This is a genomic window from Methylomonas sp. 11b, from assembly GCF_000515215.1.
Taxonomy (GTDB): Bacteria; Pseudomonadota; Gammaproteobacteria; order Methylococcales; family Methylomonadaceae; genus Methylomonas.
In genome coordinates this window covers 806752-830318 of the sequence record NZ_KI911557.1, presented here as the reverse complement: position 1 = coordinate 830318, position 23567 = coordinate 806752, and the positions used below count along the sequence as shown (strand labels likewise).

17 protein-coding genes are annotated in these 23567 nt (G+C 51.9%); 13 read left to right on the top strand and 4 right to left on the bottom strand.

The window, feature by feature from the left end; translation table 11 throughout:
- The first annotated feature begins 141 nt into the window (after positions 1 to 141).
- The 7 genes from METH11B_RS0104010 (at position 142) to METH11B_RS0103980 (ending at position 6798) form a co-directional block, all read left to right on the top strand.
- Positions 142 to 1410, top strand: a complete 1269-nt coding sequence (locus tag METH11B_RS0104010) for an OmpP1/FadL family transporter (protein ID WP_026600906.1) — start codon at positions 142 to 144, stop codon at positions 1408 to 1410.
- Positions 1411 to 1484: 74 nt separating this feature from the next.
- The gene (locus METH11B_RS0104005; RefSeq protein ID WP_026600905.1) at positions 1485 to 2642 is read left to right on the top strand and encodes a pyridoxal phosphate-dependent aminotransferase; all 1158 of its coding nucleotides are present in this window, start codon (positions 1485 to 1487) and stop codon (positions 2640 to 2642) included.
- 201 nt (positions 2643 to 2843) lie between these two features.
- A complete protein-coding gene (gene ribA, locus METH11B_RS0104000; RefSeq protein WP_026600904.1) occupies positions 2844 to 3500 on the top strand; it encodes a GTP cyclohydrolase II in 657 nt (218 codons plus the stop codon).
- Positions 3478 to 4194 carry a RibD family protein gene (locus METH11B_RS0103995; RefSeq protein ID WP_026600903.1) on the top strand — a complete coding sequence of 239 codons (717 nt, stop codon included), beginning with the start codon at positions 3478 to 3480 and terminating at the stop codon, positions 4192 to 4194. Before ribA ends, METH11B_RS0103995 begins: the two co-directional genes overlap by 23 nt.
- Positions 4155 to 5231, top strand: a complete 1077-nt coding sequence (locus METH11B_RS0103990) for a zinc-dependent alcohol dehydrogenase (protein WP_231499581.1) — start codon at positions 4155 to 4157, stop codon at positions 5229 to 5231. Before METH11B_RS0103995 ends, METH11B_RS0103990 begins: the two co-directional genes overlap by 40 nt.
- 75 nt (positions 5232 to 5306) lie before the next feature.
- Positions 5307 to 5684: a 6-pyruvoyl trahydropterin synthase family protein gene (locus METH11B_RS0103985; RefSeq protein ID WP_026600901.1), complete on the top strand. Its 378-nt coding sequence runs from the start codon at positions 5307 to 5309 to the stop codon at positions 5682 to 5684.
- A gap of 13 nt (positions 5685 to 5697) precedes the next feature.
- Positions 5698 to 6798 (top strand): glycosyltransferase family 4 protein, encoded by a 1101-nt coding sequence (locus METH11B_RS0103980; protein ID WP_026600900.1) that lies wholly within the window; start codon positions 5698 to 5700, stop codon positions 6796 to 6798.
- A 4-nt stretch (positions 6799 to 6802) separates the two neighbouring features.
- Here the strand turns inward: METH11B_RS0103980 and METH11B_RS0103975 are convergent, their stop codons facing one another.
- On the bottom strand, positions 6803 to 7000 hold the full coding sequence (locus tag METH11B_RS0103975; protein ID WP_026600899.1) for a DUF6316 family protein: 198 nt from the start codon (positions 6998 to 7000) through the stop codon (positions 6803 to 6805).
- Between the two features lie 54 nt (positions 7001 to 7054).
- Here METH11B_RS0103975 and METH11B_RS29705 point away from each other — a divergent pair, with 54 nt between their 5' ends.
- The 3 genes from METH11B_RS29705 to METH11B_RS0103965 all read left to right on the top strand — a co-directional run bounded on the left by METH11B_RS29705 (position 7055) and on the right by METH11B_RS0103965 (position 9105).
- The gene (locus METH11B_RS29705; protein WP_231499580.1) at positions 7055 to 7279 is read left to right on the top strand and encodes a hypothetical protein; all 225 of its coding nucleotides are present in this window, start codon (positions 7055 to 7057) and stop codon (positions 7277 to 7279) included.
- 88 nt (positions 7280 to 7367) lie between these two features.
- Positions 7368 to 7898 carry an REP-associated tyrosine transposase gene (locus METH11B_RS0103970; protein WP_026600898.1) on the top strand — a complete coding sequence of 177 codons (531 nt, stop codon included), beginning with the start codon at positions 7368 to 7370 and terminating at the stop codon, positions 7896 to 7898.
- Between the two features lie 313 nt (positions 7899 to 8211).
- Complete coding sequence (locus METH11B_RS0103965; RefSeq protein ID WP_026600897.1) at positions 8212 to 9105, top strand: DUF7946 domain-containing protein; 894 nt, start codon at positions 8212 to 8214, stop codon at positions 9103 to 9105.
- A gap of 138 nt (positions 9106 to 9243) precedes the next feature.
- On the opposite strand, the gene METH11B_RS0103960 is transcribed toward METH11B_RS0103965, so the two are convergent.
- From METH11B_RS0103960 to METH11B_RS27600, 3 genes are all read right to left on the bottom strand, one after another.
- Positions 9244 to 9933 (bottom strand): hypothetical protein, encoded by a 690-nt coding sequence (locus METH11B_RS0103960; RefSeq protein ID WP_026600896.1) that lies wholly within the window; start codon positions 9931 to 9933, stop codon positions 9244 to 9246.
- Positions 9934 to 10119: 186 nt separating this feature from the next.
- Entirely contained in the window at positions 10120 to 11103 is a 984-nt protein-coding gene (locus tag METH11B_RS0103955; RefSeq protein WP_026600895.1) for a lysylphosphatidylglycerol synthase transmembrane domain-containing protein, read from the bottom strand.
- Positions 11103 to 12221 (bottom strand): CDP-alcohol phosphatidyltransferase family protein, encoded by a 1119-nt coding sequence (locus tag METH11B_RS27600; RefSeq protein ID WP_026600894.1) that lies wholly within the window; start codon positions 12219 to 12221, stop codon positions 11103 to 11105. Before METH11B_RS27600 ends, METH11B_RS0103955 begins: the two co-directional genes overlap by 1 nt.
- Before the next feature lie 251 nt (positions 12222 to 12472).
- Here METH11B_RS27600 and METH11B_RS0103945 point away from each other — a divergent pair, with 251 nt between their 5' ends.
- The 3 genes from METH11B_RS0103945 (at position 12473) to METH11B_RS26145 (ending at position 23400) form a co-directional block, all read left to right on the top strand.
- Positions 12473 to 13426, top strand: a complete 954-nt coding sequence (locus METH11B_RS0103945; RefSeq protein WP_026600893.1) for an IS110 family transposase — start codon at positions 12473 to 12475, stop codon at positions 13424 to 13426.
- Positions 13427 to 13709: 283 nt separating this feature from the next.
- Positions 13710 to 15227: a sulfatase-like hydrolase/transferase gene (locus tag METH11B_RS0103940; protein ID WP_231499579.1), complete on the top strand. Its 1518-nt coding sequence runs from the start codon at positions 13710 to 13712 to the stop codon at positions 15225 to 15227.
- A 382-nt stretch (positions 15228 to 15609) separates the two neighbouring features.
- Positions 15610 to 23400, top strand: a complete 7791-nt coding sequence (locus METH11B_RS26145; protein ID WP_081733748.1) for a SpvB/TcaC N-terminal domain-containing protein — start codon at positions 15610 to 15612, stop codon at positions 23398 to 23400.
- The last annotated feature ends 167 nt before the right edge of the window (positions 23401 to 23567 follow it).

The following is a 23567-nucleotide window of genomic DNA, read 5'->3' as shown; positions in this document are numbered from 1 at the left end:
GCGAAATTAGGGGCTCGGCGGTTTGGGTGGGGATTGCCGTCGTTATGCTAATTTCTGAAATAGACATCGAAATATATCGTTTTTAAAGAGAGTCTGGCGCTGGATAGAATTTCCTCAAGCTTTTCACTTGGGAAACCTTACATGACGTTGTCAAAAACCTTTCTGCCATGGTTGGGTGCCGTAATCGCAGTTACTGCCTCATTTCCAGCCAACGCAACCAACGGCTATTTTGCCCACAGCTACGGCGCCAGGAGCAAGGCCTTGGCGGGGGCGAGCACCGCTTTTGCGCAGGATGCGATTATTTCCGCGATTAATCCAGCTGGTCTGGCGTATGTCGGCGATCGTCTGGATTTGGAGTTTGAATTATTCAGTCCGCATCGCGAGTATCGAGTTAACGGCGGCGGCATGTTAGGGACCGGGTCGGTCGAAAGCGACAGCGAGTATTTCCCGGTGCCGACATTGGGTTGGAGTTACAAATTAGACGCTGCGCAAACCCTCGGTTTGGCCATGTACGGCAATGGCGGCATGAACACTGATTACAAACCACTGGTCAACGGTAATGGCTTGTTTACCGGGGCTAACGGTACCTTCGGCGCCGGTCGTACAGGCATCGACATGGCGCAGGCCTTTATCGTCGGCACCTACGCGCATTCGTTTGCCAAAGGCCGATATGCGCTGGGGATTTCGCCGATTTTTGCAGCGCAGACTTTCAAGGCCAGAGGCCTGAATACATTCGGTCAATTTGGTTTTTCCAGTGAACCGGATCATTTATCGGATCAGGGGCGCGATTATTCTTTCGGCGCCGGTTTTCGGATAGGCGGTTTGGCTGAGTTGCTGCCAGGGCTGCGGCTGGGTGCGTCTTACAAAAGCCGCATTTATATGTCCAAGTTTGAACGCTATTCGGGCTTATTTGCCCAGGGCGGTGGTTTTGATATTCCGGACAGCTTTAATGTCGGTTTGTCCTGGGATGTTACCAAGGCGCTGACCACCAACTTTGATGTCGAGCATATCCGCTACAGCGAGATTAAATCGGTCGGCAATACCTTCCAGGGCAATTTGCTGGGGTATGCCGACGGTCGCGGTTTTGGCTGGAACGACATGACGATTTATAAAGCCGGGGTGCAGTGGCAGCAAAGCCCGGATTGGATTTGGCGCGGCGGCCTAAGTTATGGGCAACAACCCATCGAAGGTTCCGAGGTGCTGTTCAATATTCTGGCGCCTGGGGTGCAGGAATGGCACTTGACCGGCGGCTTAAGTCACGCGCTTAGCAAACAAGACGAACTCAGTTTTGCGTTCATGTATTCGCCGCAGAAAACCATCACCGGCCCAAATCCATTGAGTCCGGGACAATCAATCGATTTGTCGATGAGCCAGTTTTCCTTGCAATTCGGCCGGTCGCGGCGCTTTTAATCTATTCAACACGCTCCTAACTTCAAGCGCCGCTATGGCGCTTCTTTTTTAACTGACTTTTAAAAATTTTGCCGATGACTTTCCCAGCTGCCAACCGGATCGCCAACTTACAGCCATCCGACATCCGTTTGATGACCCGCGAATGCGAACGCGTTGGCGGAATTAACCTGGGGCAGGGGCTGGGCGATTTGCCGGCCCCGGCATTGGTGCGCGACGGTGCAATCAAGGCCATTCAAGACGGCCTAAATACCTATACGCCTTCCGAAGGCGTGCCGCCATTACGGCAGGCGATTACCGCCAAACTGAAGCGCGACAATGGTCTGGAAGTCGATGCGGATACCCAAATCGTGATTAGCGGTGGTACGACGGGTGCATTCGCAGCCACCTTAACGGCGCTATTGAACCCGGGCGATGGCATTTTGCTGATGGAGCCTTACTACGGCTACCATCTGAATACGATTTTGCTCAACGGCCTGGAACCGCAATTTTTAACCTTGACGCCACCGACTTTCGCCCTCGACGAAGCTGAGTTGCGTGCCGCTTTAAAACCCAATACCCGAGCAATTGTGGTCTGCACGCCCAGCAACCCCAGCGGTAAGTTATTCAGTGTCGCCGAGTTGGCAATCATCGAGAGAGTGGCTGAACAGCATAATCTGTTGGTGATTTCCGATGAAATCTACGAATACATCACCTATGACGGCGTGCCACATATTTCCCCGGCCAGCGTCGGCAATCTGGCCAAGCGTACCGTCAGCATCATGGGCTTTTCCAAAACTTTTAGCATTACCGGATGGCGCCTGGGCTATGCGGTCTCCGAACCGGCATTGGCGCAGGCGATAAATTTGGTTAACGATTTACTCTACGTCTGCGCGCCGTCGCCTTTGCAATACGGCGCAGCGGCGGGCTTGCAGGCGCCGCCGGACTATTTTCAGCAGCTGCGAGCACAGTATCAACGCAAGCGCGACATCATTTGCGCCGGCCTGCAGGCTGCTGGGTTGACGCCGCTGGTGCCGCAAGGTGCTTACTACGTATTGGCCGACATCGCCCATTTCGGTTATCCCACAGCCAAGGCCGCAGCATTAGCTATTTTGGAACAGACGGGTGTTGCCAGCATCCCGGGCAGTTCCTTTTATCAAAGCGCCGCTGGCGAAGGTTTGATTCGCTTTTGCTTTGCTAAGGATGACGCTACCTTGCAGGAAGCGGTCAGGCGATTGAGTAACTTCCACCCTTGATAAATTTGCTAAAGGCTTTCAACCAAAATATTGCCTGTCTTTTGCTTCCGGTAAGTTGTTTAAACAACAGGCTGTCAACAATTGCTGTGCGTGAGGCAGCAGTGTGTCTGTGGCGGATAATCTAAATACTAGGCCAAACAAAGGCTTGAGAGCTGGCACATAAATTGAGTTACTAAAGGGATTAAGCATTCAGAAAACACCATGTCCAAACCTACCGTTTCCCGACTTGCCAGCACCCGTATCCCCACGGCGTATGGCGACTTTCAACTCTGCTATTACAGCAACACCCTGGATAACAAAGAGCATCTGGCCTTTGTGATGGGCAACGTCACCGACGCCGAAAACGTCTTGGTGCGTATCCATTCGGAATGTTTTACCGGCGACGTGCTGGGTTCCAGACGCTGCGACTGCGGCGAACAACTGGATCGCTCGCTGCAATTGATCGCCAGCCAAGGCGCCGGCGTTTTAGTCTACCTACGCCAGGAAGGGCGCGGCATCGGCTTATTGCAAAAAATGCGCGCCTACAATCTGCAAGACCAGGGTTACGACACGGTGGACGCCAATCTGCTATTAGGGCATGGCGCCGACGAAAGAGACTATTCCTTGGCGGCCCGCATTCTCGAAGAGCTCGGTGTCCATTCGATACGCCTGATGACCAACAATCCCGCAAAGATTCATGCCTTGGAAAGCGAAGGTATTCTGGTGAATGCCCGTTTTCCTTTGGAAGCCACAGTCAATGCGGACAACGAAGGCTATTTGCTGACCAAAGCTCGGCGCATGGATCATCTATTGCAGGTCAAACCTGCCGCTGCTAGGGTAAGCGTGAGAACCGCGCATGATTGTGAACCAGCAGATTGAGCGCTGGCTGACCGCCCAAACCGCGTTTTCCGAAACAGCCGAACGGCCTTTTGTTACGCTGAGTTACGCACAAAGCTGGGACGGCAGCATCACTACCCGCGCTGGAGAAACCCTGGGTTTGAGCGGTAACGAATCCCGGCGTTTAACCCACCAACTCCGCAGTCTGCACGACGGTATTCTGGTTGGTATCGGCACGGTGCTGACTGACGATCCGCAATTGACGGTGCGCGAATGTTCCGGAAAAAACCCGCAACCCATCGTCTTGGATAGCTGGTTACGCACACCGCCGACCGCTCGCCTGTGCCAACGCACCGACAAAGAGTGTTGGCTGTTAACCTGTTTAAAACCCGATGGCGAATTTGACGGTAACGCCGAAATCATCACCTTAGAGGGTGACGATGATGGGCGCGTTGATCTGTCGGCAGCCCTGCAACGACTTTGGGAAAAAGGCATCCGGACGCTGATGGTGGAGGGCGGCAGTCAGGTCATCACCGCATTTTTAAAAGCACAGCTGGCCGATGCGTTGGTTTTGACCATTGCGCCGACTTTGGTCGGCGGATACAAGGGCGTCGGCAATCTGGATTTGGTCTGTAAAAGCCAGTTGCCGCAAATTCGTCCACTACATTCGCAGATGCTGGGCGAGGATTTGATTATGTGGGGAAATCTGCATTATCGGGAGGCGGCACTAGCGTGAAAGCCCGCCAGCTTTGGTTTACCAAGCCCGGAGAAGTTGAAATCCGTGAGAATCAGTTGCCGCCACTTCAGCCGGGGCAAATTCTGGTGAAGAGTGTTTGCTCCGCAATCAGCGCCGGTACGGAAATGCTGGTTTACCGGGGACAATTGCCCACCGATATTGCGTTGGATGCCTCGCTGGCAGCCTTACTGAAACAAACCTCTTATCCCTTGCAATATGGTTATGCTTGTGTCGGCCACGTCGAACAAATCGGCGCTGGCGTCGATGCCGCTTGGTTAGATAAGCGCGTGTTTTCGTTTCAGCCGCACGCCAGCCATTTTATTGCCACGCCAGATCAACTGATCGTTTTGCCGGACGATATCGAAGCGGAAGCGGCGGTATTTTTAGCCAACATGGAAACAGCCGTTAATCTGGTGCTGGACGGCAGTCCGGCGTTGGGGGAACGGGTTGCGGTTTTAGGGCAGGGCATCGTTGGCTTGTTGTTATCCAGTGTATTGGCCCGTTTCCCCTTGGCGCAGTTACTGGCTTTGGACGAGATCAGCAAACGCCGTAATTACGCAGAATGGTTGGGCGTGCGTCAAGCGTTCGATCCCAAGTCAGATAGGGAAATTGCCGATTTGAAAGACGCTTTACGCTTGCCCGTGGAGTTATCGGCAACGCCGAACTCCGGTGCCGACCTAATCTACGAAGTTAGCGGTGCGCCGGCAGCTTTGAATCTGGCCATCGACTTGTGCAGTTATTCCGGGCGCATCGTGATTGGCAGTTGGTATGGCAGTAAGTCCGCGCCAGTGCAATTAGGCGGCGTGGCCCATCGCCATCGCATCAAATTCATCAGCAGTCAGGTCAGCAGCATTGCGCCGGAATTATCCGGGCGCTGGGATAAAGCCCGCCGCTTCCAAGAGGCTTGGGAAATGATTCGACGGTTAAAGCCGCAAGCGCTGATCAGTCATCGCATGCCAATCGACCAAGCCGCAGACATTTACAAGCGGCTGGATCAGGAACCGCAGCAAGTCTTGCAAGCCATATTTACTTATTAAAACTCCAACGCTATTTACTTCCCCTATTTTTTCAAACAGGGGAGTAGTCACCAAAGAACCCAAGGAAAAAATAATATGTACAGCGTAGCCGTCAGTCGAGATTTCATCGCCAACCATTATTTAATCGGCGGCGACTGGGGCAGTGAAAACCAACCCCACTCACACCATTACATCGCGGAAGTGTGTATCGACGGCGAGCAACTGGATCAGCATGGTTATTTGGTGGACATCGTCGCCATCGAAGCGGCTTTGAATGACATCGTGGCGGATTTTCGTGATCAAATGCTCAACGATAAGCCGGAGTTTGCCGGCTTAAACCCCAGCATCGAGCACTTTAGCCGCATTATCTGTGAAAAAATCGCGGCCGCGATTAATCCACCGGGAACCGGCAGGTTGCGGGTAAAACTCTGGGAAAACGCGACGTGCTGGGCGGCTTACCGCTTGGCTTTCTAATCCGGTAAGCACCGTGCATGTCGGCTTGCTCGTCGTTGGCGACATGGACAGCGTCAGTGGCGGCTATTTGTATAACCGCAAACTGGTGTCTTACCTGCGAAGCCGAGGTGATCAGGTAAGCATTATCAATCTGCCGCCGCACAATTATTGGCGGTTGTTGGCAGAGAATATTCACGGCGATTTATTGAAAAACATCGCTGCAGCCAAGTTGGATGTTCTGATTCAGGACGCCATGGTTCATCCGGCCGTGTTTTATTTGAATCGGCGCATCAGCAAGCAACTCGGCATTCCGCTAATCGCCCTGGTGCACCTGCTGGCTAGCATAGACCAAGCGCCCTGGCACAGCGCCTGGCTTTACCGGATTGTTGAACGCCGTTATTTGCAAACCGTGGACGGCATCATCGCCAACAGCCAGACCACCCTAACTCAAATCCGTCAGCTGTTGGCCGGCGCTTTACCGCCGCACTGCATCGCAGTGCCCGCCGGTGATAATTTTGCCCATGACAATATAAGCCCGGCAGCCGTTTTGAAGCGCGCGCTGAAGCCCGGATCGCTAAGAATAGTGCTGGTGGGTAACGTCATCCGCCGCAAGGGCTTGCATGTTTTGATAAAAGCCCTTAGCCAACTGCCGGCACAGGACTACCAGCTCAACGTGGCCGGACGGCTGGATATGGAGCCCGGCTATGTCGCGCAAATTAAAGCCCTGATTCGCGATGCTGGATTAAACCAAAGCGTGTCCTTGCTCGGTCCCGTGCAAGATGAAGCGCTAGCCGTTTTATATCGGCAAAATCAGCTACTAGTCATGCCGTCCGCTTATGAAAGCTACGGCATTGTCTATGTGGAAGCCCTGCAATTTGGCTTGCCCGTGATCGGCACAAGGTCTGGCGCTGCGTGGGAGATTATTCGTGAAGGGGGAAACGGCTATTTGATCCAGCCTGAAGATCATGGCGCCTTAGCAAATGTGTTGCAGATCCTGCATGAAAATCGTCATCTGCTGGCGCAACTGGGCGCCAATGCACTGCATTCATACGCCGCCCAACCAAAATGGGAGACAACTTGCGCCGACATCCGTGCTTTTTTATCCGGTCAAGTCAGGGCCGGGCAAAGTCGATAAACGATTAGCCGTTGGCCAACAACCGCGTGCGCCGGCTGGCAAGTCCCTGTCGGGCGCAGCCATCGATGTAATGATGCAGCGCCACCTGGGCATTGGTTTTAGAGGAAAACGGCCCTCTCCGGCCTTCCCGAGTCAAAAAATACCACGCGGGAAGACCGGTATCAGGATTAGCCACGGACAAAAATCGTTCGGTACGAAACATAGTATTTTCTTTGTAAACTCTTGATATAAGAAAACTCCCACCATTATTTATGCCATGTTTTTTAGCCCTGCCAAGACTGACTTTAATACTCCAGATTGGCAAATAATTGTTGCTGGAGATACTGATACTGTTGATTGGGTGTTTGGAAAACAAAGTCTCGTGGTTTTGAGTCGTTTGATGGGTTTCGCTTTGCTCTACGCATCCTACGGTCCTGGTACTGTTGCTTGGGTGCTTGGAAAACAAAGTTTTGTCATTTCAAGACATGACTCACTGGGTTAGGCTTGGTCTAAACTCAATGGGCTTTGTAGGATGGGTAGAGCAAAGCGAAACCCATCGCTAACTTCAAACTTACCCCGAAAAAAGATAAATGACCGAATACCGTCGCCATCGAGTCCAAGGTGGCACTTACTTTTTTACGGTAAATCTGGCCGATAGAAGCCAAACACTACTGACGGAGCATATTGAGATTTTGCGAGAATCCTTCCGTACTGTTAAGCAAAAGCATCCATTTACAGTGGAAGCAATTGTAGTATTGCCGGAACATCTGCATGCCATTTGGACCCTACCTGAGGGTGACGATGATTTCAGTTTACGTTGGCGACAAATAAAATCAGAATTTTCCAGGCATATTGAAATTGGTGAGAAAATTTCCCATAGCCGTATTCGTAAAAATGAAAGAGGAATATGGCAAAGACGATTTTGGGAACACCGAATAAAAGACGAGAATGACTTTGCCAGACATGTGGATTACATTCATTTCAATCCAGTAAAACATGGTCATGTCACAACCGCTGCGGATTGGCCTTATTCATCGTTTCATCGATATGTTAAGCGAGGGATTATTCCCGCTAATTGGGGCGGAGTGGCGGGATTGGAAAATGATTTAAACTTGGGATAATGGTGGTTATGGGTTTATTTGATGGGTTTCGCGTTGCTCTACCCATCCTACGGTCCAGTTGCTTGGATGTTTGCAAAACAAAGTTTCGTGGTTTTATAGTGTGTCTAGTTCGAATAGGATTTTTTGTTAAACTGGGTTTGTTTTCGTAGGATGGGTAGAGCGTCAGCGAAACCCATCACTATCCTCAAGCCATTTCCGTTTTATTCCATGCGGGCGACACACTATTTTGACTTACGATACGCACTACTCTATATTCTGGATCATTTTGTTCAGTTAGAACATTAATCATTATTATCAGAGCTTGGAAAGCAAAATGCATCATGATCCTCAAAAAAATATTCAATTTACATTGTCTTTCGAAGGTAACGACTCTGATCGAAACTTAATTGATTATTACGATGTAGCCCAGGCTTTGACGGGCTTTCAAAGGTCGATCGCTCTTACTACCCACTTGGTTCTTAATAGCGAAATTATTACACAGGCTCCTTCATTGAAGGGGGCAAAAATATATGCCTTTCCTGCTGAGCAAGGAAGTTGGAAATCCACTGCAGTTATCTCTTTTATTGGTATGGGCATTTATAATGTAGCAACGCTGGAAAACAACTCTCCTCTTGGGCATATTGTTTACTCACTATACGATTATGTCGTTTCAGAATCGCTTGGAGTTCATGTCGATTACAACAAATCTCTTGGTCAGTTATATGAAGAGGCAAAAAAATATAATATAAAAGTAAAGCCAGTAACACAAAGTCAAGCAGACTCCCTTCTTGAAAAGTGTTCTACAGCAATTGGGGAAATGCACAGACCAATTTATAAGAACAAAACTGCAGAATCTGCAAACATTTACTGCACTTTGCCTGACCGACCAAAACTCCAAATTAATACAAAGCTCACTTTAGAAAGTTATGATTTTCTATTCGAAACTAGAATCACAGAAGTTCCCGAACAATTCTTCGGCAGAGTTTCTAATTATAACAGCAACACCTACAAAGGACGGGTTTTTATTCCTGAATTTGGACGGCCGGTAGTATTTGAATTGAATCAACATGCCAGAAATCAAAAATCAATATCTCTAATCACATCAAGCCTTAGTGCAAATGCTGTAAACGATTATGCTGACAGTAATAGCTCTATTAAAATATCTGCATTCCGTAATACTAGCCGCTCAGGACATCTTAAAAGTTTGATTATTATTACCGTAGGCTAGCTCAGTTGTATTTTGAGCAGAGCCGCTGAGCCGAACGGAGTGAAGCGTATCACTCGCGAACGATGGGCTTCCTTTCGTCAGCCCATCCAATAAGCTACACGGTGCACACGCTAATCGTGCCCACCCTCTCAAACCAACCTAATCCGCCGCAAAGCAATAAAAATAGCCCGCGCCGCCGGTGCTGACCAGGTTTTCCTGGCTGCAGCCTTTGCTGTCGTGGGTGGAGTTCCAGGAGACATTGCCGCCGGTGGCGCCGCGGTTGGTGCGGTCGGAGTGACCGACACGAACGCTGCCTTCACCACTGCTGGTGTAGTTTTTACAGGTGTGGTCGGCGGCATCGGTGTAGGCGCGACCGTCTGGTTTTGTACCTGTGATCAGGTCGTGTTGGTTTGGTGTGGCGCCCACGCCGTTGATTTGCGCGCCTTTTTCGGTGAGGTTTGTGGTGCGGTGTACGTTGTTACCCAACTGGCCCAGTTCCACGGTGTCGCCGTGTAGATGGGCGACATCATTGGCGACAATCGCGCCGTTGGCGTTAGCCCAAGGCCCGTTACCGATCCGGTCGCGGGCGTTGACGGCGGGTTGGTCGGCGGTGGCCTGGGTGCTCAAATAAGCGCGCCAGGTACGGTTGCCGGCTCCGGCATCAGTCGCCAGTTTTTGGCAATGCGCATCGGCGCCCGCCAAGCCGCCAAGATCAGCACCCTTGCCAGAACCGACACTGGTGACAAAAAAGCCTAACGGTGGCTTAGGGGCGTCGCTGGGGGCCTGTTGAGCGAGGGCTGCGTTAGCGCTCAGAATGAGCAGGCCGGCAACAAAGCTAGTTTTTTTCATGCATTTTCTCTCTAGTTATGGGTTATCAAAACGGATACCTTGAGCAAGGTTCCCGTCCCTAAAACTGCACTAATCGTGCCGTATTTATTCACCAGGAAATGCCGTCGTTGAGCAGCATGAATGCGTGCGAGCTGTTGCGATACAGACAGAGCTTGCTGATACCCTGCCTTTAGATAAGCACTTGCGCTACCTACTTGCCTGTAACAAGCGCAAGCAACCCAGGCCGCCTATGAGAATAATGGCATCGCGTAAGCGCATTAAGGCAATCAAGCCAATCGCCGCATCAGCCGGCAAACTCAAGTATTGAAACGCCCAAAACAGCGCCGCCTCCAAGGACCCAATCCCGCCCGGCAACGGTAATAAAAAAGACAGGCGCATGGCCACCAAAATGACCAGGAACGTAGACATATCCAAGGCAAGATCGAATACGCCGAGCAGTAGCCATAACTCCAATAGCAAACCAGCCCACCCGCACAGAGAGAGTAGAAAGGCTTTGCATAGTGCGGCCTTACCTGAAGCGACGGTTGCCTTTAAGTCGCTACCCAAGTGGTGCCAATGCGTTTCTATGTGTTGCAAGCGCGGATGATGCTGCCAGCGCCGGGCCAGGCGGTTTAGCCAGGCTAATACCCGTTCCGGCCGCTTTAAAATAAACCAGCCGAACAACGATAAAGCCAGCAAGATACCGGCAAGTACCAGCAGGATTTCCCGCCAGTTGGTGACAGCGCCGACCGGCGAAGCCAGCAACAAAAGCACCGCCAGGACCAGGATACTGAAGTTGATCCAAAGCTCGTAAAACCTATCCAGACCCAATGTCAGCAACGCGCCGTGCAGCGGCAGATGGCAGCGCTTGTGCAGCCAGAAAATCTGCAGTGGCTCGCCGCCGAATTGCGGGCCGGGCGTGATGAAACTGACGGCTTGGCCGGCTTGGCGAATCATCAGTAACTGACCAACACCGACCGGTAATTTCAGCACGTTACTCAACACCCACCAACGCTGGGCAGCGAGCAAAATAATGGCGAGATTCAGCCCTATCCAGGCCAGCCATTGGTTGAAAGAAAGTGTGCCAATGGTCAGGGTGATAGTGGCGAGCGGCAATTGGCTAAGCACCGCGCCAACCATCAGTAACGCTGGCACCCACAACAAAATTGGCAGCGCTCTATGCCAGGTCATCAGGCCCCGTCATAGCGTTGAATCCATGCGTCACCCCATGACCATAGGCTATAGTGGCCAGTGCCCAGCAACAAAATCCAGCTGGCAGTAAAAATCACCAGGTAAGAGCCAACTGGATGGCTAGCGGGCGGATAATGCCAGCCAAACCATATCAGCACGCTCAGCGCTCCTAAGCGTCCGGCCAAGCCAAGCACAACAAGGCTTGCGACCAGCAACAAACCATATGCCGTGACATTGCCTGCCGGATCGTTGGCATCCGCTATCAGCAAAAACAGCAGCAAGGCTAACAAGACACGCAAGCCCGGCTGAAAATACTGTTCGCTCCATTCTGCCAAGCGCCCATAAGCCAGCGGCGTTAACCCACCGCAAACCACCCACCAGTCCGTCGCAAACCCGAACAGCACCGGTAGCATGAAGGCAATACCGGCGATAACGGACAACTCAGGATCAAGTAGCGGCCAAAGCGCCACCGCGACGAAAGCCATTTGAAAGCCCGCCAAGGTGCGACGCAGCGGATTTTCCGGCAAGGGGTGTAGCGGCAAACCCCCTAAACAACGGCGTTGCAAGCCCCAGCGGTACACATAATAAGCCGCGCTTAACAGCAGATAAGAGAACTGCAATTTGCCCAAACCGATCGCCAATAGCGGCGCAATCACCAGTCCCAGCGCGTCGAAGCTAATGTCCAATTCATTGCCAAGCAAGCTTACCTGTCCGCTACGGCGCGCGGCGAACCCGTCCAAACGGTCCAGGATAGCAGCGAGGGTATAGCACAAGGCCGGTAGCCACATAGTCGCGGTGAGCGTTTGCGGCATAAACAAAAAGCCGCCGGTCAGCGCTATGCAACCGCCGCGCAAGATGGTTATACGATTTCCCCAGCCTAAAGTAACGTAGAGCGGTGCCTCTGCTTTGGCACGATTCAATGCTAAGCGCTGCCACACGCAACGGCAGACATAAGCCCAAATCAGACTCGCCAAAATCATCCATTGGCCAGCGAGCATCCAGTTCTCCTCAAGACCGAAAAAACCAAAGCCGATCAGCAGCACACCGACGCCCAATATGGCGATGGTGCGCACTTCGTGTTGCAGTAAATTTAAGGCGGTGTTTTCGGTTGCTTGCATGTTTTTCAATTACTGAATCAGATCATTCGACAAGCTTGTATGGTAAAGGTTAAGAGAATCGGGGAGACTTTGGTTGTCGGGATGGAGGGACATCGACAAGCATCTGCTAAGACAGACCTCACTGAGAAATCATCCCATCGCGTCTTCCAGAGTCGATGAAGAATCTAGCGGTTAGACCGCCGATTTGTGCACAAGCTTACTCGGCAGACGCACCACCCCGACTCTCTTATTTTTCAACAGGTGGAGGACGTATGACAAGCGAAATGTTGATCGGTATCGATGTAGCAAAAGATGAACTGGTGATAGATTCAGAGCAGGGTTTGTTGACGCTTGCCAATACGGCAGAGGCCATCGATGCCTGGCTGAAGACGTTACCGACCGGGAGTTATATTGGCCTGGAAGCCACCAGCGATTATCATCAACTCATGGCAGAGCAAGCGGTATTGATGGGCATGGTCGTCTATGTGCTGAACCCACGGGATATGCGCCATTATGCCCTGGGTTTGGGCAGACGGGGCAAGACGGATCGAGTGGACGCCCAAATGATCCGGCGATTTATCACCGCTGAACGGGGTCATTTACGTCCCTATCAACCTGCTTCGGCGATGCAGCACCAAGTGGCTTTACTGCAACGGCGCCGTGCGACGGTCGTCAAGCATCGTCAAGCTCTGCAAAAAGCCTTGCGAAGCGTGAAGGAACTTGAAGCGCCACTCATTGATACCGTGGTCGCCTTGGACGGATTGCTCAAGCATATCGATCAGCAACTGGATGACTTATTAACTTTGCAGCCTGCACTGAAAGCCGAGGCCCGACGTCTTGAGAGCATACCGGGTATTGGCCGGCAAACCTCAACACAGCTGGCTGTCTTGTTTGATCGGGTCCCGTTAAGCCGCAGCGATGCCGTAGTAGCCTTTGTCGGGCTGGATCCCCGAGCCTGTGACTCAGGCCAAAAGCGGGGCCGCCGACGCGTATCCAAACGGGGACCGGGTGAACTGAGACGGCTGTTATACAACTGCGCCCAGGCAGCCGCCAAAACGGCTGTGTGGAAACCCTATTACCAAGAGTTAAGAGCCAGAGAGTTCTCGGCAACTCAGGCGCTAGTGATTATCGCCAGAAAATTATTACGCATCGCATTCTCGCTTTGGCAACAAGCCGATGCCCGATTTGACGCTCAGAAAATTGCTTGCCTCAACAATGCAGCTTGACGAAAACCATAGAATCTCCAGCAGAAGCCATGCCAGTTTGGCGTTGTTTTTGCTTTCAAGCATTTTCAATCTCAAACAATAATCCTGACTTTTCACTAAACATGCCCGTCTCCATAAACTCAAGTTCTCTTTCTCGACACCTGTTTTGCCGCCCAGACCTAAACGCGTCGCAGTGGGAGTCTAAATGCTAGGTGATCACAAGGTTTTTAATCATCAGCGGACAGCTCACTTTGCAACCGGTATCAATAGCTGCGCCTTACTTTATGTAATGGTGGCTTTACTTATGCCCAATCGCCTCAGCGCGATTACCCCCGCGGCTTTTGCTTACTTACCGTTGGAAGCGATAGTGCTCGGCCTGGCCTTATTGGTCCGGGGCAGGGGAGCCGTATTGATTCGCTGGCTTGCCGTCGGCCTGCTCGGCACCGGGATCATCATGAAATTGGCCGACATCGCGGCATATCAGGTTTTCGATCGGCCATTCAACCCGGTGCTAGATTCCCGCTTTCCAGCAGACGGCATGCATTTGCTGCAAGGGGCCATCGGTAAAAGCGGCGCAATCGTTGTTGCTGGTTTGATAGTTGCGCTATTGATTGGGATCTTTTTGCTGACGAATACGCTCCTGCGTCGGGTGCAGAGGCTGCTGCAGGGTTCGGCGAGAATCAGTGGGTTTGTCTTATGCGCTAGTCTATTAGTTTGGAGTACTTGCGTTTTTTCTGGCTGGCCTTATGCCGGCAAGCCGTTTTACGATCTACTGGCCCAGCACGTTGCCAGCATCCGGACCGGCATGGCCGATTTGGAAAGTTTCAACAATGTCGTTGATAGCGATCCTTATGCCGCCGTGCCGGACAGCGCATTGTTCGAGAAGCTGAAGGGCAAGGATGTGCTGGTGGTGTTTGTCGAATCGTATGGCCGAACGGTGCTCGACAAAGCCGATTATGCTGCCCATATTCGTCCGCTGTTACAGCAAAGCAGCGCCGCTTTGGCCGCAAGCGGCTTAACCGCTCGCAGTGCTTATCTAAGTTCGCCGACTTACGGCGGTATCAGCTGGCTGGCGCATGGCACCCTGATGTCCGGTTTATGGATCAATAGTCAGACCCGCTACGACCGCTTGGTAATGAGCCAGCGCCCATCGTTGAATCGCCTGTTCCAACGGGCCGGCTGGCGCACCGTGGCGGTACAGCCCGCGCATACGATGGATTGGCCGCAAGGTGAGTATTTTGGTTACGATCGCATCTATGCGGCTCAAGACCTGAGCTACAAAGGCCAAACCTTCAACTGGATCACCATGCCCGACCAATACACACTATCGTCCCTGCAAGCCTTGGAGCGCAAACCCGGTGCCCGGCAACCATTGATGGCCGAATTGGCCTTGATCTCGTCGCACGCGCCTTGGACACCGTTGCCGGAATTAGTGGATTGGGACCAGGTTGGCGACGGCAGTGTTTTCAATCAAGCCCGAGTTGGCGATACCCCGGAAGAAGTCTGGCAAAACACCGAGCGCATCCGCGAGCAATATCGCAAATCCATCGAATATGCGCTGGCGAATATCGTCTCTTACGCCATTACCTACGGCGACGATAATCTGGTGATTCTGGTGTTGGGCGACCACCAACCGGCGCCGTTCGTTACTGGTGAATCGGATAGTCACGACGTGCTGGTGCATTTGATCAGCCGCGACTCCAAGTTGATGGCTGCGGTAGATGCTTGGCATTGGACAGACGGCATGCTGCCAGCCGACAATGCGCCCGTGTTGGGTATGGATAAGTTACGGGAGCGCTTTATCAGGGCGTTTTCGCAGTAAATATTGATGTTCGTTTAATAGTCTTGGCTGCGCGTTCGCGTAGTGCTAAATACGCCCGGATAGGATCTATGAAGGTCTAACAGATTATGGAGGTTGAAAGTAAAAAAACGACCCAAAAGAGCCGGTCGCGTTTCTCCAAAGCGGCCAGTCAGCCAAATCCAGATTCTGCGACGGGAGGTCTACAAAGCCGCCGTTGGCGACCTCACCCAACCGGCCATTAGCCGACATTCCACTTAGCCAAGACCAGTCATTCAAATCTGCAAAAGCAGCCATTCAGTAAGAATGAAAACGTAACATCAAGACTGAGTAGAATTAATCTGGACGTTATCATAGAAATTTGATAAAAAGAGTTTAAGCAACATTTATCGTCATTGAGGGATAGATGGAAGAGCAACAAGGCAATAATAACAATAAGCCTTCAGAGAAGAGTTCTTCTGCTGCGCCTACGATTTCCTTGCCCAAAGGTGGTGGCGCAATTCGCGGCATGGGTGAGAAGTTTACCGCCAATCCGGTCACCGGCGGCGGTTCAATGAGTGTTCCGATTGCTACATCTCCTGGTCGTTCAGGCTTTGGTCCTCAACTTTCTCTATCCTACGATTCCGGTGCAGGCAACGGTCCTTTCGGGCTTGGATGGAGTCTCGCACTTCCCTCTATTACCCGCAAAACAGATAAAGGCCTTCCGCGTTATTGTGACGATACCGAGTCTGACGTCTTTATACTCTCGGGAGCGGAAGATCTGGTTCCTGAGCTTCAAGCCGATGGCACGCATTTCGTAAATATAGAGTCTGATCCCACTTATTCCATCTTTAGATACCGCCCCCGAATTGAAGGGCTTTTTGCACGAATAGAACGTTGGACTAATAAATCCGATCCAACAGATACGTTTTGGCGATCCATCAGCAAAGACAATATTGTCACTTTTTACGGTAGGACCGACGAGTCTCGTATTTTCGATCCACAAGTTAAATCAAATCAGCAAGCGCGAATTTTCACATGGTTAATTTGCGAGTCCTACGATGATAAAGGCAACGGAATTTTATACAGGTACCAGAAAGAAGATGGTCGGGGAATTGATGCTTCGCAAGCCCATGAACTAAACCGTGGTGAAGTGGACGATCAGAGCCGCACTGTTAATAGATATCTTAAAAAGATTCTTTACAGCAATCGCAAAACATTTCTGGATGAAAACGGACAATGCCCGCTATTTCCTAAGGATGAAATTAGGGAAAATGCCGATTGGATGTTCGAAGCCATCTTCGACTACGAGGAAGGCCACTATCAAGCCTTCTCCACAGACAATGAAGCTCACGAGTTCGTTGTTGCTTCGATAAATAGTTCTGAAGCATGGCCAGCCAGATTAGACCCATTTTCGTCCTACCGGTCAGGTTTTGAAGTTCGAACCTACCGGATATGCCGACGGGTATTGATGTTTCATCATTTCCCTGATGAATTAGGGATCGCCGATTGCCTAATACGCTCCACCACATTCACTTACAAACAAAATCCAGTCGCCTCAGTTATGACGGAAGTCACTCAATCGGCATACCGTCGTCAAGGCACATCCGACATACCGAATCGCTACCTCAGAAAGTCGCTTCCTTCACTCACCTTTACCTACAGCTCGGTTCCAGACGAAGCATCAATTGCCGAACACCCAGTTCAAGCGATAGACAACCCATGTCTTGAGAATTTACCCTTCGGGCTTGATGGGTCCCAATACCAATGGGTTGATTTGGATGGTGAAGGCCTTTCCGGCATACTGACCGAACAGGCAGGAGCTTGGTACTACAAACGAAACCTTAGCCCTATTCATCAGGAAACTGGCGAGAATGGTCAGCCACAGATCAAAGCCTGCTTCGCTCCGATAGAGCTAGTAGCCTCCAAGCCATCGTTGTCATTGGCAAGCGGCGCCCAATTAATGGATTTAGCTGGCGACGGTCAGGTAGATGTTGTTGAAATGGAGGGACCGGTCAAAGGCTTTTATGAGCGAACTGAGGGTGCCGACTGGGAAAGCTTTCGTCCATTCAGCTCATGGCCCAATATCAATACTCGTGACCCCAATCTCCGCTTCATTGATCTTGATGGTGACGGTCATGCCGACATTCTGGTCACTGAAGATCATGCGTTCACATGGTATCCATCGCTCGCGGAAGACGGTTTTGGGCCAGCACAACAGGTAACGAACTCATTTGACGAAGAAAAAAGCCCTCATCTAGTTTTTGCTGACGACACCCATTCCATCTTTGTGGCTGATTTATCCGGCGATGGGCTTGCTGATTTGGTGCGTATTCGCAATGGCGAAGTGTGTTACTGGCCCAACCTCGGCTACGGGTTATTCGGCCCCAAAGTGACTATGGACGCGTCGCCCTGTTTCGATCATTGCGACCAATTCGACCCACGGCGGATTCGACTAGCTGATATTGATGGCACTGGCCCCACGGACATCCTCTACCTGCACAAAGACGGCGTCCACGTGTACTTCAACCAGTCCGGCAACCGCTGGAGCAATGCTGTCGAATTGCCGCAACTCCCGGCCATCGAAAACCTGTCTTCCGTTCAGGCAATGGATTTGCTTGGCAACGGTACTGCCTGCCTGGTCTGGTCATCGCCGCTGCCCGCAAATGCCCGCCAGCCCATGCGCTACATCGATTTGATGGGCGGCCAAAAGCCACATCTGCTCATCAAATCCGAAAACAACCTGGGCGCCGAAACCCGCGTCCACTACGCACCATCTACCAAGTTCTACCTCCTGGACAAAATGGAAGGCCGGCCCTGGATTAGCAAGCTGCCATTTCCGGTACACGTGGTCGAAAAGGTCGAGACCTACGACCACATCAGCCGTAACCGCTTTGTCACGCGCTATGCCTATCACCACGGCTATTTCGATGGGGCGGAACGTGAGTTCCGTGGCTTTGGCATGGTCGAGCAGTGGGATACGGAAGAATTTGCCGCTCTCTCCCAAGCCGGTACGCTGAATCAAACCACAAATCTGGCCGAAGACTCCCACGTTCCACCGGTTTTAACAAAAACCTGGTTTCACACCGGCATTTATTTGGGGCGCGATCGCGTTTCGAATTTCTTCGCCGGCCTCCTCGATAGCGTCGATAAAGGTGAATATTACCGGACACCCGGACTATCCGACGGCGAAGCCAAGGCCCTATTACTGGATGACACGATCCTGCCGGAAGACCTGACGCTGGAAGAAGAACGCGAGGCCTGCCGTTCGCTCAAAGGCGCCATGTTGCGGCAGGAAGTCTACGCCCTGGACGGCACAGAAAAGCAGATTCATCCCTACACCATCACCGAACAGAATTTCACCATCGAATGCCTACAGCATCGGCGAAGCAACCGCCATGGCGTTTTTTTCACCCATCCGCGGGAAGCACTCAGCTATCACTACGAACGCAACCCCAAAGATCCCAGAATCAGCCACTCCCTCACACTCGAAGTCGACAAATTTGGCAACGTCCTCAAGTCGGTGGCGATCGGATATGGCCGCAAATCATCGGATTTGACGGAAACCTTCGATAAGGAGCGTCAGACCACGACGCTGGTGACCTATACGGAAAACAGAGTCACCCAAAACATCGATGAACCCGACAGCTATCGCACGTCGCTTCCTTGTGAGGTGCGCACTTACGAGCTGACGGGTTACAAACCCAAGGACGAAAACAACGGCCGCTTCACCCTCACTGACTTCGTCACCGAGACGCCAGAGGGACTCAAGCACCGCTTCGATGAGGAAACGAGCTACGAATTGCTTCCCGGCGCAGGCCGGCAGCGCCGGCTCATCGAACACGTCAGAACGCTCTATCGCAAGGATGACCTATCCGCGCTTCTGCCGCTGGGTTCCATCTCGGCCAAAGCCTTACCCGGCGAAAGCTACAAGCTAGCGTTTACGCCAGGCTTGTTGCAACAGGTCTATCAACGCGGCCAGGAAAATTTGCTGCCCAACGCTAACGAAGTGCTGATCAGTCAGGGCGGCGATGGTGGCGGATATGTCAGCAGCCAAATGCTGCGTTCTCAGAGTGTGTTCCCAGCAGCAAACGATGCCAACGCCACCCGCAGCGACAGCGACGGCAATTGGTGGATACCGGCAGGGCGAGTCTTTTTTCATCCCAATGCAGACGTCGCCAAACCCGCCAACACAGCCGCGCAGGAACGGGCCGAAGCACAACGGCATTTCTATTCCCCAAGGAAATTCGCCGATCCTTTCGGCCAAGGGGCTATAGCAAGCTATGACAAACACGATCTTCTGGTCGTCGAAACCCACGACGCCGTCGGCAATACCGTAGCTGCCCACCACGACTATCGCGTTTTGCAGCCGGATTTAATCGTCGATCCCAACGGCAACCGTTCTCAAGCTGCCTTCGATACGCTCGGTATGGTGGTGGGTACTGCCGTGAGGGGTAAGACCAATGAAACCGTTGGCGACAACTTAACCGGCTTCGAAGCAGATCTGACAGATGAACAGATCAACAACTTTCACGACGCCACCGATCCTCACGATCCAGCTTCTAACCTGTTAAAAGGAGCGACGACGCGCATCCTTTACGATCTCCATCGCTTCCAGAAAACCCGCGAGGCCCATCCCGACGATCCTTCGCAATGGCTGCCGGTCTATGCCGCCACCCTAGCCCGCGAGACCCACGCCAGTGACCCGCTGCCGCAAAGGGGGCTCAAGATTCAAATCAGCTTCTGCTATTCCGACGGCTTTGGTCGCGAGATTCAGAAGAAAATCCAGGCCGAACCAGGCCCGTTGATCGATAGCGGCCCGGTCGTCAGTCCGCGTTGGGTGGGCAGCGGCTGGACAGTCTTTAACAATAAGGGCAAACCTGTTCGTCAGTACGAACCCTTCTTCAGCCAGCTTCCGGAACAGCGCCATCATTTCGAATTCGGCGTCAAGGTCGGCGTCAGCCCGATTCTGTTCTACGACCCGCTGGAACGCGTGGTCGCCACCCTGCATCCCAACCACACCTACGAAAAGGTCGTTTTCGATCCCTGGCAGCAGACCACTTTTGATGTCAACGATACCTTAGCCGCCAACGGCAGCGAAACCGGCGATCCCCGCACCGATGCGGATATCCAGGGCTATGTGCAGCCTTACTTCGCCACCCAGCCGAATACCTGGAAAACCTGGCATCAGCAGCGTATCGGCGATGAGAGGGGTGCCGAGGAGCGCCGTGCGGCGGAACAAGCATCCCAACACGCAAACACACCCACCGTGGCCCATTTCGATACCTTGGGCAGACCCTTCCTGACCGTGGTCCATAACCGTTACCAGCGCAACGGCGCGATCAAGGATGAAAAATACGCTACCCGCGTCGTCCTGGATATCGAAGGCAACCAGCGCAAGGTGCGCGATGCCATCGTGCAGGCGGACGACAAGCTCGGCCGTATCGTCATGCAATATGACTACGACCTGCTTGGCAACCGCATCCACCAGGCGAGCTTGGAGGCGGGCGAGCGCTGGATGCTGAACGATGTCACCGGCAAGCCTATCCGCGCCTGGAACAGCCGCCGCTACAACTTCCGCACTAAATACGATGCTCTGCGCCGCCCCGTCAAATCCTTTGTGCAAGGGGGCGATCATCCCGAAGAGCAGCCCCCCCGGACCTATTTCAGCCAACCGCTGCTATTCGAAAAAACGGTCTACGGCGACGATGCCGGTAGTGGCCTGAGTGAAACGCAACGCACGCAAGCCAACCAGCGCGGCAAAGTCCATAAACACTTCGACACCGCCGGGGTCGTGACCAATGAAAGCTACGACTTCAAAGGCAATTTGCTGCGCAGCAGCCGTCAATTCGCCAGCGACTACCAGAACACACCAAACTGGTCGTTCAATCCGGCCCTGGAATCCGAAATTTTCGTTAGCAGCACCCGCTTCGATGCGTTGAACCGACCCGTCGAAATGCTGTCGCCGCACACCAGCCAGATACCGCCGAGCACTCTCCGTCCGGTTTACAACGAAGCCAATCTGTTGAATGAAATTCGCGTCAACCTGCGCGGCGCAGCGCAAGCCACCGTATTTGTCAGCAATATCGACTACAACGCCAAGGGCCAGCGCACGCGCATCGATTACGGCAATGGAGCGCAAACTACTTACGACTACGACGAACAAACCTTCCGCTTGACCCGCTTGCACACCACGCGCACGCCTGGCCAAAGCGGCATGGCTTCGCAGATTTTCGAAGACCCGGCGGTGGTGCAGGACTTGCATTACACCTACGACCCTGCCGGCAACATCACCCAGATCAACGATCGGGCGCTGAAAACCGTTTTCCACGCCAACCAAAAAGTGGAAGCGGAATGCCGTTACCGCTACGACGCGCTGTATCGTTTGCTCGAAGCCAGCGGACGAGAACACATCGGCCAATCGGCATTTCAGTTCACCCCGGTCAACGGCAATTATCGCGACTATCCCTTCGTGGGCGCGGCGCAAACCAACGACCTGCAAGCCCTGCGCAACTATACCGAGCTTTACGAATACGATGCGGTCGGCAATTTCGAGCGGATGATTCACCAGGCAGTGAATGGCGGCTGGACTCGCGTTTACGAATACGACCAAGCTAGTTTTATCGAAGACGGCGTTCATATCAAACCGCGCAAAGCCAGCAATCAGTTAAGCCTGACTACGGTGCAAACCAGCGGCGGTCAGCCTATTAAGGAACCTTATAGCTACGATGCCCACGGCAATATGAGCTCGATGTCGCATCTGTCGAAGATGCAATGGGATTTCAAGGATCAGTTGAGCGCCAGTGCAAAACAGGTGGTCAACGGCGTCAATGCGGAAACGACTTTTTATGTGTATGACGCAGGCGGGCAGCGGGTACGCAAAATTACTGCTCTAGCCAATGGCTCGCGCAAGAATGAGCGTTTATACCTGGGTGGATTTGAAATCTATCGGGAATATGGCGGTAATGGAGCGAATGTAATTCTGGAGCGCGAGACGCAGCATGTGATGGATGACAAGCAGCGCATTGCGCTGGTAGAGACACAGACAGTGGGCAATGGAGAGGTTATAGGAAATTCAGTTTTAGTTCTTCGTTATCAGCTTAATAACCATCTTGGTTCAGCATCCCTGGAAATGGATCGCAATGGAGGTTTGATTTCGTATGAGGAATATTTGCCTTATGGCTCTACTTCTTATCAGGCGGGTCGAACTCCTGCAGAGTTGAGTTTGAAGCGGTATCGGTATACCGGAAAGGAACGGGATGAGGAGACTGGGTTTAGTTATCATGGGGCAAGGTATTATGCGGTTTGGTTGGGGAGGTGGGCGAATTGCGACCCGGGCGGAAACAAAGATGGCGCAAATCTCTTTTTATATTGCGGAAATAACTCGATTAGTTATTTAGATAGAAATGGTAAAGAAAAAACACATGCTGATCAGAAAAAAAAGAATCAAGATGCGGGTACAAAAAAAGACCTAAAGCAAAATCGAACTACTCCAAAGAATGATTGGGACATTTATTGGAGAGATACTTCATTTGAAGATGCTTTTAAATATGGTCTTGAGCATCCTGACGTAGTTGAGATGTGGGGAGGGTTACCGCCTGTACATCTAAGAACAATTTTGGAAACCCCAACAAAGGAAGAGATCGAACAAGCAGAACTCAAAAAAAAAATATCTGTTTTCGTTGCTATAAACGTCAGCGATGTAGATCCGTTTACAGGCGAAGTTCAAACGAGTTCTGATAAAAATCCAGGTCATGTCGTACTGTACGTCAAGAACGATGCCGGGCAAGTTTTAAGCACTGTTAGTTACGGACCAATAAATCGTCCAGGGGCTGCGGATGCTTTGTCAGGGGGAGCGAAAGGAAATGTAGAGCATCCAATTAAAGAAGACGATATATATTTAGTTTACGAATGGAAAATCGATAAAGCGACCGCCGAAAAAATCAAGGTTGAGATTGACAAATTGAAGGCAGACCCAGGAACTTATACCCCGAAACATCAATGTTCTTCTGTTGTAGTTGAGATTCTTAAATCCGCAGGAGTAAAAGATGTTCCTGAAGGTAAAGGCAGCATTGATTTAGTTGGCACAACATCGGTTAAAGATGTGTCAACTCCGTATCATTTGAATAAGGAGTTAGAAAAAAAGAAAATGCCACATGTTGAAGTAAAAGGATCTCAATTAGTATCACAAGGAGTGAAATTACCAACAAAAAAATAGAGAAAGAGCTGGGTTGTTTCCTCCCGGCGTGAATACGGGTGTTGTGGTTCGGCGCTGGTTGTTTCGAGCCCGCGTAGGTTGGGGTGAATGTAATGAACCCCAACACTCTCTCGGTATTGAATATTGCGTTGGGGTTCCTTCGTCACCCCAACCTACGTTGAGGTGGT

Coding starts and splice junctions, on each gene's coding strand:
- METH11B_RS0104010 (WP_026600906.1), top strand. CDS start 142: ATGACGTTGTCAAAAACCTTTCTGCCATGGTTGGGTGCCGTAATCGCA.
- METH11B_RS0104005 (WP_026600905.1), top strand. CDS start 1,485: ATGACTTTCCCAGCTGCCAACCGGATCGCCAACTTACAGCCATCCGAC.
- ribA (WP_026600904.1), top strand. CDS start 2,844: ATGTCCAAACCTACCGTTTCCCGACTTGCCAGCACCCGTATCCCCACG.
- METH11B_RS0103995 (WP_026600903.1), top strand. CDS start 3,478: ATGATTGTGAACCAGCAGATTGAGCGCTGGCTGACCGCCCAAACCGCG.
- METH11B_RS0103985 (WP_026600901.1), top strand. CDS start 5,307: ATGTACAGCGTAGCCGTCAGTCGAGATTTCATCGCCAACCATTATTTA.
- METH11B_RS0103975 (WP_026600899.1), bottom strand. CDS start 7,000: ATGTTTCGTACCGAACGATTTTTGTCCGTGGCTAATCCTGATACCGGT.
- METH11B_RS29705 (WP_231499580.1), top strand. CDS start 7,055: ATGTTTTTTAGCCCTGCCAAGACTGACTTTAATACTCCAGATTGGCAA.
- METH11B_RS0103970 (WP_026600898.1), top strand. CDS start 7,368: ATGACCGAATACCGTCGCCATCGAGTCCAAGGTGGCACTTACTTTTTT.
- METH11B_RS0103965 (WP_026600897.1), top strand. CDS start 8,212: ATGCATCATGATCCTCAAAAAAATATTCAATTTACATTGTCTTTCGAA.
- METH11B_RS0103960 (WP_026600896.1), bottom strand. CDS start 9,933: ATGAAAAAAACTAGCTTTGTTGCCGGCCTGCTCATTCTGAGCGCTAAC.
- METH11B_RS0103955 (WP_026600895.1), bottom strand. CDS start 11,103: ATGACCTGGCATAGAGCGCTGCCAATTTTGTTGTGGGTGCCAGCGTTA.
- METH11B_RS27600 (WP_026600894.1), bottom strand. CDS start 12,221: ATGCAAGCAACCGAAAACACCGCCTTAAATTTACTGCAACACGAAGTG.
- METH11B_RS0103945 (WP_026600893.1), top strand. CDS start 12,473: ATGACAAGCGAAATGTTGATCGGTATCGATGTAGCAAAAGATGAACTG.
- METH11B_RS0103940 (WP_231499579.1), top strand. CDS start 13,710: ATGCCCAATCGCCTCAGCGCGATTACCCCCGCGGCTTTTGCTTACTTA.
- METH11B_RS26145 (WP_081733748.1), top strand. CDS start 15,610: ATGGAAGAGCAACAAGGCAATAATAACAATAAGCCTTCAGAGAAGAGT.